Annotated in this window: 12 protein-coding genes, 1 tRNA gene and 1 pseudogene; 9 read left to right on the top strand and 5 right to left on the bottom strand. The window is 45.4% G+C overall.

The genetic code is table 11. The annotated features are described in order from the left end of the window. The first annotated feature begins 54 nt into the window (after window positions 1-54). Window positions 55-609 (top strand): cell division protein ZapC domain-containing protein, encoded by a 555-nt coding sequence (locus ACP7H9_RS01740; protein ID WP_439222105.1) that lies wholly within the window; start codon window positions 55-57, stop codon window positions 607-609. 112 nt (window positions 610-721) lie between these two features. Here the strand turns inward: ACP7H9_RS01740 and ACP7H9_RS01735 are convergent. Continuing rightward, window positions 722-798, bottom strand: a tRNA-Met gene (locus tag ACP7H9_RS01735). Window positions 799-1,000: 202 nt separating this feature from the next. On the opposite strand from ACP7H9_RS01735, the gene rlmKL reads away from it, so the two are divergent. The 5 genes from rlmKL to rmf all read left to right on the top strand — a co-directional run bounded on the left by rlmKL (window position 1,001) and on the right by rmf (window position 7,401). Next, a complete protein-coding gene (rlmKL, locus tag ACP7H9_RS01730; protein ID WP_439222104.1) occupies window positions 1,001-3,115 on the top strand; it encodes a bifunctional 23S rRNA (guanine(2069)-N(7))-methyltransferase RlmK/23S rRNA (guanine(2445)-N(2))-methyltransferase RlmL in 2,115 nt (704 codons plus the stop codon). A gap of 3 nt (window positions 3,116-3,118) precedes the next feature. Continuing rightward, entirely contained in the window at window positions 3,119-3,358 is a 240-nt protein-coding gene (locus tag ACP7H9_RS01725) for a glutaredoxin family protein (protein ID WP_439222103.1), read from the top strand. Further along, window positions 3,355-5,301 carry an ATP-binding cassette ATPase Uup gene (gene uup, locus ACP7H9_RS01720; protein WP_439222102.1) on the top strand — a complete coding sequence of 649 codons (1,947 nt, stop codon included), beginning with the start codon at window positions 3,355-3,357 and terminating at the stop codon, window positions 5,299-5,301. The genes ACP7H9_RS01725 and uup overlap by 4 nt, the downstream gene beginning before the upstream one ends. A gap of 3 nt (window positions 5,302-5,304) precedes the next feature. Further along, the gene (locus ACP7H9_RS01715; protein WP_439222101.1) at window positions 5,305-7,050 is read left to right on the top strand and encodes a DUF3466 family protein; all 1,746 of its coding nucleotides are present in this window, start codon (window positions 5,305-5,307) and stop codon (window positions 7,048-7,050) included. 174 nt (window positions 7,051-7,224) lie between these two features. Further along, window positions 7,225-7,401: a ribosome modulation factor gene (gene rmf / locus ACP7H9_RS01710; protein WP_011234532.1), complete on the top strand. Its 177-nt coding sequence runs from the start codon at window positions 7,225-7,227 to the stop codon at window positions 7,399-7,401. A 74-nt stretch (window positions 7,402-7,475) separates the two neighbouring features. On the opposite strand, the gene fabA is transcribed toward rmf, so the two are convergent. The 3 genes from fabA to ACP7H9_RS01695 form a co-directional block, all read right to left on the bottom strand. Then, on the bottom strand, window positions 7,476-7,988 hold the full coding sequence (gene fabA / locus ACP7H9_RS01705) for a 3-hydroxyacyl-[acyl-carrier-protein] dehydratase FabA (RefSeq protein ID WP_011234533.1): 513 nt from the start codon (window positions 7,986-7,988) through the stop codon (window positions 7,476-7,478). Between the two features lie 83 nt (window positions 7,989-8,071). Further along, window positions 8,072-9,988 (bottom strand): AAA family ATPase, encoded by a 1,917-nt coding sequence (locus tag ACP7H9_RS01700; protein WP_439222100.1) that lies wholly within the window; start codon window positions 9,986-9,988, stop codon window positions 8,072-8,074. Between the two features lie 320 nt (window positions 9,989-10,308). Beyond that, window positions 10,309-11,220, bottom strand: coding sequence for a LysR family transcriptional regulator (locus ACP7H9_RS01695; RefSeq protein WP_110013121.1), 912 nt, complete (start codon window positions 11,218-11,220; stop codon window positions 10,309-10,311). A gap of 115 nt (window positions 11,221-11,335) precedes the next feature. Here ACP7H9_RS01695 and ACP7H9_RS01690 point away from each other — a divergent pair, with 115 nt between their 5' ends. Beyond that, window positions 11,336-11,896, top strand: a complete 561-nt coding sequence (locus ACP7H9_RS01690; RefSeq protein WP_439222099.1) for an FMN-dependent NADH-azoreductase — start codon at window positions 11,336-11,338, stop codon at window positions 11,894-11,896. Between the two features lie 17 nt (window positions 11,897-11,913). Here the strand turns inward: ACP7H9_RS01690 and ACP7H9_RS01685 are convergent, their stop codons facing one another. Continuing rightward, on the bottom strand, window positions 11,914-12,105 hold the full coding sequence (locus tag ACP7H9_RS01685) for a CPXCG motif-containing cysteine-rich protein (protein ID WP_011234539.1): 192 nt from the start codon (window positions 12,103-12,105) through the stop codon (window positions 11,914-11,916). A gap of 102 nt (window positions 12,106-12,207) precedes the next feature. On the opposite strand from ACP7H9_RS01685, the gene ACP7H9_RS01680 reads away from it, so the two are divergent. Both ACP7H9_RS01680 and ACP7H9_RS01675 read left to right on the top strand, forming a co-directional pair. Beyond that, the gene (locus ACP7H9_RS01680) at window positions 12,208-13,287 is read left to right on the top strand and encodes an efflux RND transporter periplasmic adaptor subunit (protein WP_439222098.1); all 1,080 of its coding nucleotides are present in this window, start codon (window positions 12,208-12,210) and stop codon (window positions 13,285-13,287) included. Continuing rightward, window positions 13,280-16,395: pseudogene (locus ACP7H9_RS01675) on the top strand (efflux RND transporter permease subunit). Before ACP7H9_RS01680 ends, ACP7H9_RS01675 begins: the two are co-directional and overlap by 8 nt. Window positions 16,396-16,430 lie beyond the last annotated feature (35 nt).

Below are 16,430 nucleotides of genomic sequence, written 5' to 3'. Positions count from 1 at the left end.
ACTTTAGTATCTTATCGCAAAGCTTAAATTCCTCTAATAATAAAGGCTAACATCGTGGAATCGGAATCCCATTGGTTATGGTTATTCAATACAGAAAGCGGCAAGCTTAGCGTTAAGCTAAGTGATTCCGACGTATTTGATACGCCTTACAAACCGAGTCAGCTAGTCAATATTCACTTTAATGAACAAATGATGGATATTGAAGACGCGACAACCTTCCAAACCGTTAGTGAAACATTAGAAGCTTACCCAGCTGATAAAATGCCTTGCGCACCGCAAAATGCAGCTCTTAATGCAACAGCGTGGTGTCGCTTTGGTCGTCCTCAAATGCCACAGAGTTGGCATTTTCAAAAATCTGATATTAGCGAATGGCCGTTAGAGCGGCGTTTATGCGAATTGAACTCAGGTTTTGATCAGGGGCTGTTCTTAATTCTTGATACCGATGATGAATTTGCGACTTGCTTACTATTGAGTGAGGGCATGCAGCTTTCTGCGATTAAATCGCTGCGTCAGTACCATGTCATTAAAGTCACCTTAAACCGCTTGTTACCAGCAACCGTCGATTTAGCTTTGTCAGCTCAGTCTAACTGGGGACAACAGTTGGCGTAGTGCCTTTAAATATAAAGCTTGCGCCTTAAGTCTATTTTCAGGCTTACTTGGGAATTTATTCAAAGAAAGAGTATTTAGCAGGAAGGTATTACTGAATTCTAATTCCGGACGTTGGTTGCGGGGGCAGGATTTGAACCTACGACCTTCGGGTTATGAGCCCGACGAGCTACCAGACTGCTCCACCCCGCGTCCGATTGAGAGCGCATAGTATAGTCATAATTCGTGCCGCGCAAGCTTTATTTAAACCAACCGCATAGTATTTATACAAATACGGTTTAACTGCTGTTTTATTAGTCATTCTCTTTGTAATTCCCTTATTTCAGCTGGAATTACAGACAGCCACTGAGCTCTCCGTTATAATTGTCTCCTTAATTTTTTAGGCGAAGTTTCTATGTATCGTTTTTTTATTGCGTGCTCCAAAGGTCTTGAAGGACTTTTGTTTGATGAGTTGCAAGAGTTCAATTTAAGTCATGTTAAGCAAACCCTTGCGGGCTGCTATATCGAGGCTGATTTGCAGCAGGCTTATACCGTGGCTATGTGGTCCAGGTTAGCAAGCCGTATGCTATTACAACTGGGTGAAAAGGACGTTTCCAGCCTGGATGAGATTAAACTGGCATTGACTCAATTCTCGTGGAGCAAGGTTTTCGATGCGAACAGAACCTTTGTGGTTGATTTTTCCGGCGGTAATGACGACATCCGCCATACCCAGTTTGGCGCACAGTTAGTAAAAGACTGTATTGTCGACAACTTTCGTAATAGCGGATTTGAACGCCCCAGTATCGATAAGCAAGACCCGGACATTCGTATTGCCGTGCGGGTGCATAAAGACAAGCTGACCTGGTCTTTAGACTTTACCGGTGACGGTATGCACAAAAGGGGATATCGCTTGCAGCAGGGTGAAGCTCCGCTGCGGGAAACCTTAGCTGCCGCTATATTGGTCCGCGCTGGCATCAAAAACGAATTGGAAAAAGACGAGCCCGTTATTTTTGACCCCTTTTGTGGCTCGGGTACCTTAGTCATTGAAGCCGCTATGATGGCAATGGACCACGCACCAGGTTTGAGCCGCGCGCATTGGGGCTTCTTGTTTTGGCATGAACATTCGCCGCAACTGTGGCACGACGTGCTAGAGCAGGCTGAGCAGCGCTTTAAAGAAGGTAAGAAGAACTTTAAAGGCCATTTAAAAGGCTCTGACAACAACCCTCATTTGGTCGCTAAAGCTAAAGATAACGCCAAGCGTGTGCTATTGCATGAAGTGATAGAGTTTGAAGTTGCGGATGCAACAAACTGTGAAGCACCGGCAGAAAGTGGCCTGTTAGTCTGTAATCCTCCCTACGGTGAACGTCTGGGTGAGGCCGTCGAAACCTTATTGTTGTACCGCCGTTTTGGCCGTCAACTAAAAGACACTTTCCAGAATTGGCATATAGCGGTACTGGCAGGAGACGAACAGTTACTTAAACGTCTGAAACTGCGCAGCCATAAGAAATACCCGCTATTAAACGGTGCAATTCCGGTTAATTTGGCTCTTTACGACTTAACTAAAGAGCAACCTGACTTCGCAGAGAGTCAAGCTGATGACCTGGTTAATAGAGTTAAAAAGAATTACGCGAAATTAAGTAAATGGGCAGAGAAGGAAGGACTGGATTGCTGGCGTGTTTATGATGCCGACATTCCTGAGTACAACGCGGCTATCGATATTTATCAGGATTACGTAGTTGTTCAGGAATATGCAGCGCCGAAAGACATCCCGGAAGGAGTGGCTAATGACCGCTTGTGGTTCATGCTCGAGTCCTTGAGTTCAGCCTTGCCTGTATCTGAAGACAAAATTATTTTGAAACGTCGCCAGCGCCAAAGCGGTAAACAGCAGTACGAAAGACAATCGCAGGACAGCACGGTGTTAACGATTAATGAGTACGGCGCCAAGTTTGAAGTGAACTTAACCGATTACCTTGATACCGGCTTATTTATGGACCATAGACTGGTGCGTAAGGAATTGCTGGATAAGTGCGAAGAATTGGATGTACTGAATTTATTCGCCTATACCTGCACCGCATCTGTACAGGCCGCCAGAGCCGGAGCCGCACGCGTGGTTTCCGTCGATATGTCGAAAACTTACCTGAAGTGGGGCGAGCGTAACTTTGCCTTAAACCGCTTACGAGGCGACTACCAGTTTATTCAGGCTGACTGCTTTAGCTGGATGCGGGAACAACGTGGCAAGCAACTGTTTGACGTTATTTTTCTTGATCCGCCAACTTTTAGTAACTCAAAACGGATGAGCGGAACTTTAGACATACAGCGTGACCACGTTGGCCTGATAAAAACCGCCACGGGCATGCTGAAAGAGGATGGCGTGATTCTGTTCTCTAACAATAGAAAGAAATTCCGCATCGACACCGAAGGCCTGGATAAAGCTGGCCTTGAGGTGAATGATCAGACTCAAGCCTCAATACCCGAGGACTTCAAACGCCATAAAGGTATTCATCATTATTATATTATTTCACGGGCTTAATTAATGTCTGCGTTGTATTTGCTTACGAAACCAAACTGTCCGCTTTGTACTCAGGCTATTCAGCTACTGCACTCGCTTGACCTGGAAGAGCCGGTTGAACTTGGAGTAGTCGACATTGCCGAACAGCAGGAGCTGCAAGAAGAGTATGGCTGGTTAGTACCAGTATTTATTCGGGGAAAAGACGACGCCGAGCTGCGTTGGCCTTTCGATGCTAATCAATTGCTGGAGTTTGTAGAGCAATGAGTTTATTACGTGTACAGGATGCACACCTGGCCTTTGGCGCTGACGCCATTTTAGACGGTGTTGATTTCACCATTGAAGCCGGTGAACGAGTTTGTTTGGTTGGTCGTAACGGTGCCGGTAAATCTACCTTTTTAAAAGCAATAGATAACGAAGTGGTCTTAGATTCAGGCCAAATACAGTGGGTGGGCGATACTAAAGTGACCCGTTTGCCGCAAGACCCACCTCAGCAGTCCGAGCAGAGAGTATTTGACTACGTAGCAGAAGCTCTTGCTGAATCGGGCAAGGCGTTGGCTCGTTATCATGAATTGTCTGCCAGTCTTACCGACTCGCCCAGCAGTGCAACTCTTGATGAAATGGACAAGCTGCAGAATCAGCTGGATGCCGTTAACGGCTGGCAAGTGAATACTCGTATTGAGCAGGTTTTAACTCAGCTGCAATTACCCGCAGATGAAACCATGGCAGCACTTTCCGGTGGTTGGTTGCGTCGCGTGGCGCTGGCTCGTGCCTTGGTGGTTGATCCGGACATTTTACTGTTAGATGAACCGACCAACCACTTGGATATTGAAATGGTGCGTTGGCTGGAAGAGCAAATCGTTAACTTTTCCGGCGCCGTGTTATTTATTAGTCACGACAGGGCATTCATCCGCCGTTTGGCCACACGAATTATTGATTTAGACCGCGGACATTTAACCAGTTACCCGGGCAGCTACGATACCTACCTGCAGAAAAAGCAGGAAGCACTGGAAGTTGAAGCAAGCCACAACGCTGAGTTTGATAAAAAGCTAGCAGCTGAAGAAACATGGATACGCCAGGGCGTTAAAGCGCGCCGCACTCGTAACGAAGGACGGGTTCGTGCGCTTCAGGACTTGCGGAAGCAACGTCAGCAAAGACGCGAGCTTCAGGGTAAGGCAAATCTGGCAGTGAACGAGTCATCACGTTCCGGTAAAAAGGTGTTTGAAGGCGAAAATATGGCTTTGCGCTTCGGCGAGAAGCCTATTATTAATGACCTCGATCTCTTGTTGATGCGCGGCGACAAAGTGGCCTTTGTCGGGCCTAATGGTTGCGGTAAGAGTACACTGATTAAAGTTATTCTCGGTATGCAGGAAGTAGACAGCGGTAAGGTTCAGCTGGGCACTAATCTGGAAGTCGCTTACTTTGATCAACACCGGGCGCAGCTTGACCCTGAGCAAACGGTGATGGATAACGTTGGTGACGGCAAGCAGGACATAGAGTTTCAGGGCCGCAGCCGCCATATTTTAAGTTATTTGCAGGACTTCCTGTTTTCACCTAAACAGTCACGAACCCCGGTTCGGGCACTTTCCGGTGGGGAAAGGAACCGGGCGTTGCTAGCAAAAATATTACTTAAGCCCAGTAATATTCTGGTACTCGATGAGCCAACCAACGATCTCGATATTGAAACCTTAGAACTGCTCGAGCAAATTGTTGCGAATTATCAAGGCACGGTTTTATTGGTTAGCCACGACAGGGAATTTGTCGATAATACGGCGACCAGTGTACTGTACTTTGAAGGTGAGGGCGTTATTACGGAAATTATTGGTGGTTTTACCGAGCTAAACCACTATCTAGCGGCAAAAGCGGAAAATTCATTTCATAGCAACGGAACCAAAGCGGCAGCTAAAGAGTCTGACAGCAACAAAAGTTCGCAAAATAAAGGAAAAACCGCAGACAAAGGTTCAGACAAACCGCGGAAGAAGTTATCCTATAAACTGCAACGCGAACTAGAGCAGTTACCCAAGGTTATTGCAGAAAAAGAAGCAAAACTTGAAGAATTACAACAGTTAATGAATGAACCGGGGTTCTTCGAACAGCCATTAGAAAAAACCGAACCAGTAATGACTCAAATTGCAGAAATTGAAGGGCAACTGATGCAGGATCTGGAGCGCTGGGAAGAACTGGAAAACTTATCAGAACAGAGTAGTTAGTTAATGAAATCATTTACGTTGAAGTCACTTACCGTAGCAATTGTTTCAACAGTATCTTTTGCATCTGCAGCAGACACTTATAATATTGAAACAATTGAAACTTTGAATAATTATCGAAGCAGTATCCCGCAAAGTATTAACGCAAGTGGGCAAATTGTTGGTGTTGCACGTTTTCCCGAAAATGTGGAAATTGATTTTTCTAAAGTTCCTTCGCGACTACTCGCGCAGATAGGTTTTGATCCCGAAGAAGATGAAGAACTGACTATTGCTCAGTATCAGGCAATTGTAGAAAACTTGGGAAACTATGCAAATAGCAGCCTTCAGACTCAGCGTATTGGATTGAACCAGGCTTTTATTTATAACGGGACTAGCAGTGAAGTTAACGCGGTATCAGCAACTGCGGATCAACTCGCTAATAGCGTCGACAGCTTCTTATACTCTATCAATAATGCCAATACAGCGGTTGGTGTTACTAGTGCACCGTTTGAGCTTATTGAACATCAATATACCAATGCCGACGACGAAACTGCGACTGCAGAGTACTTTGTATCAGACTTTTTAAGTCGCGGAATGTGGTACAACAACGGCGAATCCAGTGTCGTTGAACCTCAAGCTCAGGATTACTTGGGGGGCGAAAGTGCCATTTTTGATATCAACGATAGTGGACTTGCTGCCGGTTATGAAAGCGTTGCTTTAAGTCCTGCCGCAACGACCCGAATTGAAGAAAGCTGCGAAGACCCTGAAGTTGCCAGTGCATCACAGCCCCTGGAGGTTTGTGTATGGGGTATTTGGAGAGGCTTGCAAAATGCCGATGCGTCGAATATCGCGGCCTTTAATAATAGCCGTTATCGCTATAGTCGTCCGCGTTCAGGTTACAATGCGGGCCGTTCTATCTATGACATTCGCGGAAAGTTATGGCAGTTTGATGCTAGTGGTGAGGTCATTGACGCAGTTGAATTACCAACTTTGGTAGAAAGAAGAAGTGACGATGAAAATGACTTTTCAAGCTACGCTTACGCCGTTAATAACAATGATATTGCAGTAGGGCAAAGCTGGACTTATCATCCTGATCGCGGTGCTATTCGCATGCCGGCAATTTTCCAGAATCAAGAGGCGCTGCCTGTAACTGAAGACCCAGTTTATTTGTGGGGCTCAGCAACAGACATCAATGACTCGAATATTGCTGTCGGACATTTAACCAAACGTCCCGCAGGAACGTTGCGAAGCTACGGCTTCTATTACGATGTTGATGCGAGTGAATTGACGATTCTTGACAGTTTCTTTAATGGCGCATCGACCGTGGTCCGCAGTATCAACGACAATGGCGAGATGGTCGGTACAGCAGAGGTTGACCCAACACTTTCTCAGGTTCGTGCACGCGCTGGTTTTTACTACGATATGAGTGCAGAAGCCCCACAAATTATCAACCTGAACAATACGATTAGCTGTGACAGCGAATACAATATTGTTGATGCCAATGACATTACCGAAAACGGTGAGATTATTGCTACAGCGCTCAAAACTGAAGAGTATACAGACGAAGAAGGGGAAACCCGGACTCGTGAAATTCTTGTCAATATAAAGCTCGATCCTATTGAAGGCGAACTTAATAACTGTACTGACAATGAAGAACCTGTAGAGCGTCAGGGCGCAGCTGTCGGGCTTGGCTCGCTACTTGGATTTGGCGCCTTAGGTTTACTTATTACCGGAATAAGAAGAAGAACCTTCCTTAAGACCAAAAAATCATAATAGGTCTTAAAATAAAAAGTAGCACAGTTTCAATCCGTTAAAAAAAGTCAATGGATACTGTGCTGCTTTTACAATTGAACTCTCACCAAATAAGTCTATCAATAGTAATGAGGCAGCAAAAATGTCTCAACTCTCTAAATAATAATCTGTGAATAACAGGCGAGGGATAGATTTATGAAAAGACAAAAGCGCGATCGCTTTGAAAGAGCACATACTCAAGGCTTTAAAGCTGGTTTGCATGGTCGCTCAAAAGACAACTGTCCTTATCAGACTCAGGATGATTTTCGTTCCCACTGGCTGGGAGGTTGGCGAGATGCAATGGAAGCCCGAAATACCGGCTTATTCCGCTGATTGTCAGAGACATTAAAGGTTAGACGAAACGCCGATAGCGAAAGCATCGGCGTTTTTTTCAACTCAAAGAGGGACTAAAAAGTAGAAGTGTCGGTAAACAAGCCAACTTTTAAGTCTTTGGCTGTGTAAATTTCGCGACCATCAACTTCAACACGACCATTACCAACGCCCATAAATAGTTTACGTTTAATAACTCGTGTCATATCAATAAAGTAACTAACTTTTTTATGTTCCGGCAGAATTTGCCCGGTAAATTTAACTTCACCAACACCTAATGCACGACCGCGCCCTGGGCCACCAGACCATGCCAGGTGAAAGCCAAGCAGCTGCCACATAGCATCAAGCCCCAAACAGCCAGGCATTACCGGGTCACCTTTAAAGTGACAGTCAAAGAACCAAAGATCTGGGTTAATATCGAGCTCGGCATGGATAAAACCCTTTCCGGCCGATCCGCCGTCTTCGTTAATTTCAATGATGCGATCCATCATTAACATATTAGGTGCAGGCAACTTACTGTTACCAGGACCAAACATTTCCCCGCGACTGCAGGCGAGAAGTTCTTCGCGAGTAAAGCTCGATTGATTCATAAATACCCTAATTAATTGTTCGAAAAAACTAGGCAGCAGTCTAGCGTACAACTGTACGCTAGACAAATCCGACAAGTGACTTCTCAGCTAAAAAGGCGTCGCCAGAAACCCCGGGGTTGATCATTATCAGAACTATCCAGTGTTCGTTCCCGAACTTTCTGAAAAAGTTCTTTAACCGGAGTGTCTGTCAGTAATTCTAATGCTTCCTCAACATGCTCTACCGTGTAAACATGAAATTTACCGGCTTTAACAGCGTCAATGATATCGTCATTAAGGTTAAGCTGATGTCTATTCGACTGAGGAATAATGACACCTTGCTCACCACTTAAGCCCCTGTGAGCACAAAGAGCATAATAACCTTCAATTTTTTCATTCACTGCACCAATAGACTGAACGTTACCAAACTGATCTATCGCGCCAGTAATAGCCAGCGACTGTTTCAACGGCTGCTCAGCCAGAGCTGAAATCAAGCAGCAAAGCTCGCCAAGTGATGCGCTGTCGCCATCCACCTCATAGTAAGACTGCTCGAATACCACAGTTGCTGATACTGATAGCGGTTCGTGGCGGGCAAATTGGTTGGCCAAATAGGCGCTTAAAATCATAACCCCTTTCGTGTGAATATTGCCGGAGAGGTCTGATTTACGTTCAATATCAATAATATCGCCATCACCATAGTGAATGGTCGCAGTAATTCGGGATGGCTCACCGAACTCACTGCCGCCCATAGTCACTACCGTCAGGCCATTTAGCTGGCCAACTGCAGAACCATGAGTGTCAATTCGAACCTGCTGTTCGAGTATGCTGCGGCGGCTCAGTTCAGCCAGATTACCTTCACGATCCCGTTGTTGCTGCAGCGCTAAATCGATTGCCGCTTTATCTATTTTTGCGTGTTGATTCCGCAGCGCGCAGTCGTTGGCTTCGCGAAGCAATTGCAGTAACTGTATTGTGTTTAACGTAAGTTCCTGCTGATAATCCGTGTATAGGGCACAAACCCGCAGTAAGGCTGAGTAACCATCTGTACTTAACGGCAGCACATCGGCGAGTTGCCACACATACTGTAAGTAATTGAAGTAGGGCGCTACCGGCTCATTCTGAGTTGCATAATGACCATGAAAGTCAGCCAAAAATGGGAAGAAGTTATCAAAGTCTTCGTCGTACTCGCGCAGCTGTGCGTATTCGTTACGTGAACCCAGTAAAATAATCTTAATATTAATGGGCACAGACTCGGGTCGGTAAAAGAAAGCTGCACCTGAAGTCGGTGACTGACGCGGCCACTCAAATTCTCCGCCTTCGATAACATCTTTCAGGCGCTTCCAGAGCGTGATGTTTTCGAGCAACTGAGCAACCTCAATAGCAAGAATGCCTCCGTTTGCTTTATGCAAAAGGCCGGCCTCAATCAAATGCAGCTCTGAACTGACCGTTCCTTCAACCGATTGCACACCAATGTGACCAAAGAGACGTTCCTCAGTAACACGGTCGCAATAGTAGTAAGGGGCAGGGTGCTGATGCCCCACTAAAACAGAAGCCAGGCTCTCTCCCTGGATGTCCTCAGCCTTCTTATCTCGTATTTGTTGCATGTAGTCACGCAGCTTGTGCGTGTCGAATTGCTCAATAATTGTATTGTAAGCTTCTTCGCGCTGATCCAGCGGTCGCTGCAGAAAGCCCCATATCGCTTTAATTGCTGCGTCAGCTGTTCCTGACGGCAAGTTAACGCATAGAGGACGCAGAGGATCGGACGGATTCGCCAGATACAGCCAGTCATACCAATTAGTGAATTCCCAACGATTATCCGTAAAGTAGGCATCCAGGATGTCCCGCTTTAAAAGGCCACCAGGAAATAAAGCATAAATATTAGAGTATGTACCATGCTGACGTAACGCGTTGTTTAAGGCTGTAACCGCACGTTTTTGTCCAACTAAGGCATCTTCTTTAAGTTCCGCAGGCAGCTCTTTGAGCCACTCGCCGGTTTGTGGCTGTAGCGCCAGACAGTCTAATTTCATTTAATTGTTCTTCTCTTAACTAGCAATAACGACATGATAACAGAAATGCTGAATTGAGAGAGTTTTGCTGTGGGAAATAACGATTCTCTGCGGGATCTTTGCCATTTTGTCACTGGAGAGAAACTTCCATTTGGCTTCAATTTCGGTATTGAGTTTTCATAGTTTAAAGCTGAACTTCGGTAATCCGCGACCTTAAAGGGATGCTAGTGGTAAGGACTTCAATTTGCGGCTGTTTTCTCTTAAATATATAATTGCGTATAATGTATATTATGTTAAATGATAACTATATATGTACAACGCCAGTACGAAGCACTTACTTTTTAAAACTGCTGCTGTGCAAGATGCGGAAGCTTTTCAGCGAGGAAATCGATAAGGACACGCACTGCCGGCAATATTCCGCGTCGGTGCGAGTACGTCATATGCATGATCCCGATGGGTAGATGCCAGTCGGTTAAAACGGGGACGAGTTCTCCGCTATTCACTGCATCGTTACAGAGGTAATTTGGCAAAGCGACAATACCAAGTTTTTTTATTGCAGCTTCTCGTAAGACAATCATGTCGTCGGTGATAAGCCGGGGTTTTATTCTGATGTTTTTTTGCTGGCCTGAACTATGGATCAATTCATAACCATATCGTCCGTTGGTGTAATGCATACTCAAATGTTCGAACGTTAATAAGTCCTCAGGCTCAGTTATTGAGTTCTGATTTATTAAATCGGGAGAGATATAAAGGGTTTGAGGAGCCTGACTTATGGGTCTGGCTATTAAACTTGAGTCTTCTATATTTTTTCGTACGCGCAAAGCAATGTCGATGCCCTCTTCTATTAAGTTAACTGGCCGGTTTGTCACAACAAGCTGAATTTCAACTTCCGGATACAAGCTCATAAATTCAGGTAACACCTGTACTAACAAGCTTTGACTTAAAGCATAGGGCGCGCTTATTTCAACTTTCCCCCGGGGTTTATCGAGTAAACGTTGTGTCACTTGCTGAGCCGATTCAGCCGCGCTGACAAGTCGCTCGCAGTGCACCAGAAACTCACGTCCAACGTCGGTTAGTTTAAGTCCTGATCGGCTTCTGTGAAACAGCCGGGTGCCCTGCTCTTGTTCAAGTAAAGCAATTTTTCGGCTTATGGTGGATTTGGGCAAACCGAGCTCCCGTGAGGCTGCGCTGATACTGCCGCAGGCCATAACCTGAGCGAATAGGTAGTAGTTTGTGACATCAGGAAAGGACATTGAGAAAACCTCTACGGTTCCGAATTTGGAACGATAGTTTCCATTTTAACCACTTATTAGATTAATTGGAACGAATTATACTCCTTGCATCAATTAAAAAAACGAAGAGGTTTCTATGAAAGTTTTACATTTGGATTCAGGTATCTTTTTAGAACAATCTGTTAGCCGTCAGGTTAGTCAGAACATTGTTAATAAACTTAAAGAAAAACAAGATATTACTCTTGTTCACCGAGATCTGGTTGCAACCCCTGTTCCTCACCTGGCAGCTGATGAGTTATTAGCCGAAGAAAAGCCGCTAATTGATGAATTGGTTAAAGAGCTGCTCGATGCAGACACCATTGTCATTGGTGCGCCAATGTATAACTTCACTATTCCAACTCAGCTAAAAGCTTGGTTTGACCGTGTATTGCAAGCTGGTGTCACTTTTAAGTATACAGAGCAAGGCCCTCAAGGCCTGGTAAACGGCAAAAAAGTTTATATCGCGTCTGGTCGGGGTGGTATTTACTCTCAAGGTGAAGCACAGGCTATGGATCATCAGGAAAGCTACTTAAAACAGGTACTTGCTTTTATCGGTATTACCGACGTGACCATCATCCGCGCCGAGGGCATGAACATGGGTGACGAACCACGCCAACAAGGCTTCAAAGAAGCTGAACAGGAAATTGAAACAATATAACTTTTTAAAAGCGCACCTTATTCATCATCACGGTGCGCTTTAATTTGCACATCATCCCCGAGTTGCAGAATTTCGATCTCTATTGGCTGACAACAGATCTGACAATCGACAATCTGATGTTGGCCAATATCATTTATCCAATCAATTTCAATGTCATTTATTGCCATACAATAAGGACATTCGAATGTTTTCGGATCCGTTAAGCTCATACAAGCCCCTTAATTGTCTCTGTAATCTACAATAGTAATCGAATCTGACTCAATTTGCGTAACATATAGACAACTTCCTTTTAACAAAATAGCTGAGTACGAATGATGCCATCATGGTTCAGGCAGTCTGTTTTCTTAATTCCGTTAGTCTTTATCTCTGCAGTAATTAGCGATCAAGCCCGTGCTCAGGCGCCGGTCGAGTACGTTGAAGCTAAAAAGCAGCCGATAATTAATAGCGTTGACTTACCGACCACCCTATCCGCTTTGAATAACTCTCAACTCAGTTTTGCTGTCGAAGGAAAGTTATTGAGCCTGAACAAGGATATAGGTGACAGAGTGAGCAAAGGAGATTTGCTTGCACGGTTAGACGCGCGTCAAATTAATTCGACTATAGAATCTTTACAGGCTCAGGTCGACAGCGCTAAAGCCAGTCTTGCCGACGAAAAACAGCAGCTAAGTGAACTGGAAGAGTTAGCTGAAACCGATTTTGTTCCCACTAGCGATTTAAGGCGCTCACGTACCCGGGTTCAGGTTGCACAGGCACAGCTTGCAGAAACAAAAGCATTGCTAAACGAAACCGAAGTTAATCAAAATTATCATCAACTTACAGCACCTTTCGACGGCGTTATTGCTAGTCGCACTGCGGATTTAGGCGAATGGCTAAGTGCCGATCAGATCGTTTTTCAGTTGGTCGGCAGTGACAATCAGCATGCTGATGTGTTTCTTTCGCAGTCTTACTATTCCTCTATAAACTCTGATACTCAAGCATCGCTTAGCTACAAAGATACAACTATTGATGCTCGTTTAAGTCGCATAGTGCCTTTTGTGGATGGAAATGATCGTTCTTTTCAGGTTCGCCTGACTGGGGATTACCCTGATAACTGGATTGTTGGCATTCCATTAGAAGCCTCATTTGAGATAGACACCGGACGGGTTCAGGCCTCTGTGCCTCAGGATGCGGTTGTTCGTTACAGTGATGGCAGAACCTCTGTCTGGATAGCGGTGAACGAAAATGGTGAATGGCAAGCTAAGGAACTGTCCGTTGAGCTCGGCTTACGCTTTAATGGCTATGTCGAGGTGGAAAGCGGTGTAAGTGAAGGCGAGAGAGTCATAGTACGCGGTAATGAAGCTCTAACTGATGGTCAGGCACTAAAGCTTACGGAGTCTGCTGACTATGATTGAAGCCGTAATAAAGCATAAACATGTCACCATCGTCGCCATTTTAATACTTTGTTTACTGGGCATAACGGCAGCATTACGTATTCCGGTACAAATGATACCTGATTTAGAAGTCAGAACGATTTCTGTACAGACTCAATGGCCGGGTGCCACACCGCAGGATATCGAAAAAGAGATACTAATTGAACAGGAAGAGTTTCTTCGCACTGTCCCCAACTTACAACGTATGGAAAGCAGTGCCAGTAATGGCGAAGCAAGCATAGAACTGGACTTTCCTTTCGGGGTTGATGTTACCGAAACATTAATTCTGGTTAACAATGCGTTAAGTCAGGTTCCGGATTACCCCGAGAACGTCGATGAGCCTCGTATTTTCTCGGCTTCCTTCTCAAGTAATGCGTTTATGTACTTTCGGGTAGCGCCAATTAAGGATAATCCTAAAAACATCAACATGATCATGATGCGCGATTACATAGAAGACAACGTTCGTCCAAGAATGTCTTCGGTCGCGGGCGTATCACAAGTGAATGTCAGTGGCGGTGCACAAAGACAAGTTCGTATTCTGATGGATAAAGATGCACTGATTCAGTACAACGTATCGGTTGCTGACGTAAGAACATCAATAAGCGGCCGTAACAGAGATACCTCTGCCGGAGAGCTTGAGCAAGGAAAACGCCGTTTCCTGCTGCGCACGGTGGGTCGTTTTGATTCGCTTGAGGAAATAGAGAATACCATTATTCGCAGAACCGGTGACAGTCTGGTTCGATTAAAAGATGTCGCCGATATCGACTTTAATCACTTTGAACTGAACAGTGAGTCCTGGTTTAAAGGCCAGCAGGTGCTAAGCCTTCAGGTTCAGCGTGAGCTGGGTTTAATGTCATTGACATAAAATACGCCATGCTGGACGAAGTTGAGCGCATTAACGAGGAGTTGCTGCGCCCGGCCGGTATGGAAATTACGCTAAATTCCGATGATGTTCGCTATGTCGAAAGTTCAGTTCAGAATGTACTGGTGAACTTACTGTTAGGCGCTCTGTTCGCAACTCTGGTTATGTATGGTTTGATGCGTTCAAGCCGCGCGACGTTAATTGCGGTTATCGGTATTCCAATTTGTACTCTGGCTGGTTTTCTGGGGCTGTTGCTACTGGACAGAACCATCAACGTCATTTCATTAGCTGGCATAGCATTTGCCATTGGTATGACTTTGGACAACACCATTGTGGTGTTAGAAAGTATTGAACTTGAACGACGTAAAGGACTGAACCCTAAAGATGCGGCAATTGAAGGTGTGAAACGAGTCTGGACCGCGGTGCTCACCTCTACCCTGACCACCGTCATGGTTTTCCTGCCAATTCTCTTTATTGTTCAGGAAGCCGGACAATTGTACTCCGATATCGCTATTGCCATTTCGGCATCCATTATTGCTTCGATGTTTGTTTCTGTGACCTTAGTGCCTTTACTCGCCGCTTATTTTCCTGCGCAGGCTAAAACCAAAGTGACAGACAAACTGACCAACCGAATTGAAGCTATCAGTAGTCGACTTTTACGTTCTAGAAAATCAAAACTCAGTACTGTTGGAGTGACCTTTGTTGCTGTGGTGGCCATTTGGTGGCTTTTGATGCCACCCGCAGAATATTTGCCTGAAGGGGAAGAAGCTAAAACTTTTGCCACTATGAGCGCCCCACCCGGCTATAACTTGCAAACCATGTCTTCTATTGGAGATGAAATACGTGATATTTTCGACCCGGCATTAATGACGGAAAATAATGAGGTTACCCGTTCAGGAGTCACTATTCCCGCACTTAAAACGATGAGTTTGAGTGTTGCCCCTTCGAATATCCGCATTATTGCTGAAACCCGCGATACAAGCCGGATTGATGAGCTAATGGAAGTTATTACTCAAGTTTACGAACGCTACCCCGGCATGCGGGCCTTTGCAGCTAAAGGCTCTATTATAAGCAGTAACGATGGTGGTACCCGCAGTATCAATGTCGATGTTGGCGGACAAGAGCTCAACGAGGTCTATGCGGCAGCACGAGCCATTTATGATCGCTCGCAAGAGGTTTTCGATGACCCCAGAATTCAATCTACACCGAACTCTCTTACTCTTGCCCAACCGTTATTAGAGGTGCGTCCTGACTGGGAGCGGATGAGTGAATTAGGTCTGGATGCGGACAGTTTTGGTTATGCTGTTTCCGCGCTAACTGACGGGGCTTTTGTTGGTGAGTACTTTCAGGGTGACGACAAAATTGATATGTACCTGTACAGCGACAAAGGTACGGAAGTAACGCCGGAAATGCTCGATGACTTGCCATTACTTAATGTCAACGGCCGCTCCGTGGCATTAAATGCAATTAGCGAGGTGCGCGAAATTGTCGATACCAGTACCGTACGTCGCGTCGACAGCAGGCGTACGGTAACCTTAAACATAATACCTCCAGAGTCAGTTGCGCTTGAGTCCGGCGTTGAGATGGTCCGTTCAGAAGTGTTAAAGCACTTACGGGATCAAGGTGATATAGCTGCTGATATTTCGACTCAGTTGTCCGGTGCGGCCGATCAGCTTGCGGAAACCCAGGCCGCACTGAGTGAAAACTACATTATTTCCATCGCTATTATTTACCTGTTGATGGTCGCAATTTTTGCCCACTGGGGTTATCCGTTACTGATCATGGCAACCATACCCATGGGAATAAGTGCGGGTATTGCCGGGTTAGCTCTTATGAACGGCGTCGGCCAGCTGTTACCCGCCATTGGGTTACAGCCGCTGAGTCAGCCTTTCGATATGATTACCATGCTTGGCTTTCTCATTCTTATGGGGACTGTCATTAATAACCCTATTCTGGTGGTTGAACGGGCTATTTATCTTCGCGATAAAGAGAACTACTCAATTAAAGAAGCTGTTCAGGAAGGTTTGCTGTCGCGCGTGCGCCCCATAACCATTACAACCTTAACCACCCTATGCGGTATTGCACCTCTGGTTTTTATCCCCGGGGCCGGCACGGAATTGTACCGGGGCGTTGGGGCTATTGTGATGTTTGGCTTAATCGGTGCAGCATTAGTTACCGTGTTTACTTTGCCAGCTTTGGTACTTAAAGGAAGAAAGATCAACTCCTAGAAAAATAAGCATTATTAAGCTACTTTTCTGCTGTA

The sequence above is a fragment of the Idiomarina sp. ST20R2A10 genome (assembly GCF_051842345.1).
Lineage (GTDB): Bacteria > Pseudomonadota > Gammaproteobacteria > Enterobacterales > Alteromonadaceae > Idiomarina > Idiomarina loihiensis.
The sequence above is the reverse complement of the archived record's forward strand: the minus strand, read 5'-3'. Positions and strand labels throughout refer to the sequence as shown.

Bases quoted from the DNA above. Each gene is read 5' to 3' on its own strand.
- rlmKL (WP_439222104.1), top strand. From the start codon at position 1,001: ATGTATCGTTTTTTTATTGCGTGCTCCAAAGGTCTTGAAGGACTTTTG.
- ACP7H9_RS01725 (WP_439222103.1), top strand. From the start codon at position 3,119: ATGTCTGCGTTGTATTTGCTTACGAAACCAAACTGTCCGCTTTGTACT.
- uup (WP_439222102.1), top strand. From the start codon at position 3,355: ATGAGTTTATTACGTGTACAGGATGCACACCTGGCCTTTGGCGCTGAC.
- ACP7H9_RS01715 (WP_439222101.1), top strand. From the start codon at position 5,305: ATGAAATCATTTACGTTGAAGTCACTTACCGTAGCAATTGTTTCAACA.
- rmf (WP_011234532.1), top strand. From the start codon at position 7,225: ATGAAAAGACAAAAGCGCGATCGCTTTGAAAGAGCACATACTCAAGGC.
- fabA (WP_011234533.1), bottom strand. From the start codon at position 7,988: ATGAATCAATCGAGCTTTACTCGCGAAGAACTTCTCGCCTGCAGTCGC.
- ACP7H9_RS01700 (WP_439222100.1), bottom strand. From the start codon at position 9,988: ATGAAATTAGACTGTCTGGCGCTACAGCCACAAACCGGCGAGTGGCTC.
- ACP7H9_RS01695 (WP_110013121.1), bottom strand. From the start codon at position 11,220: ATGTCCTTTCCTGATGTCACAAACTACTACCTATTCGCTCAGGTTATG.
- ACP7H9_RS01690 (WP_439222099.1), top strand. From the start codon at position 11,336: ATGAAAGTTTTACATTTGGATTCAGGTATCTTTTTAGAACAATCTGTT.
- ACP7H9_RS01685 (WP_011234539.1), bottom strand. From the start codon at position 12,105: ATGAGCTTAACGGATCCGAAAACATTCGAATGTCCTTATTGTATGGCA.
- ACP7H9_RS01680 (WP_439222098.1), top strand. From the start codon at position 12,208: ATGATGCCATCATGGTTCAGGCAGTCTGTTTTCTTAATTCCGTTAGTC.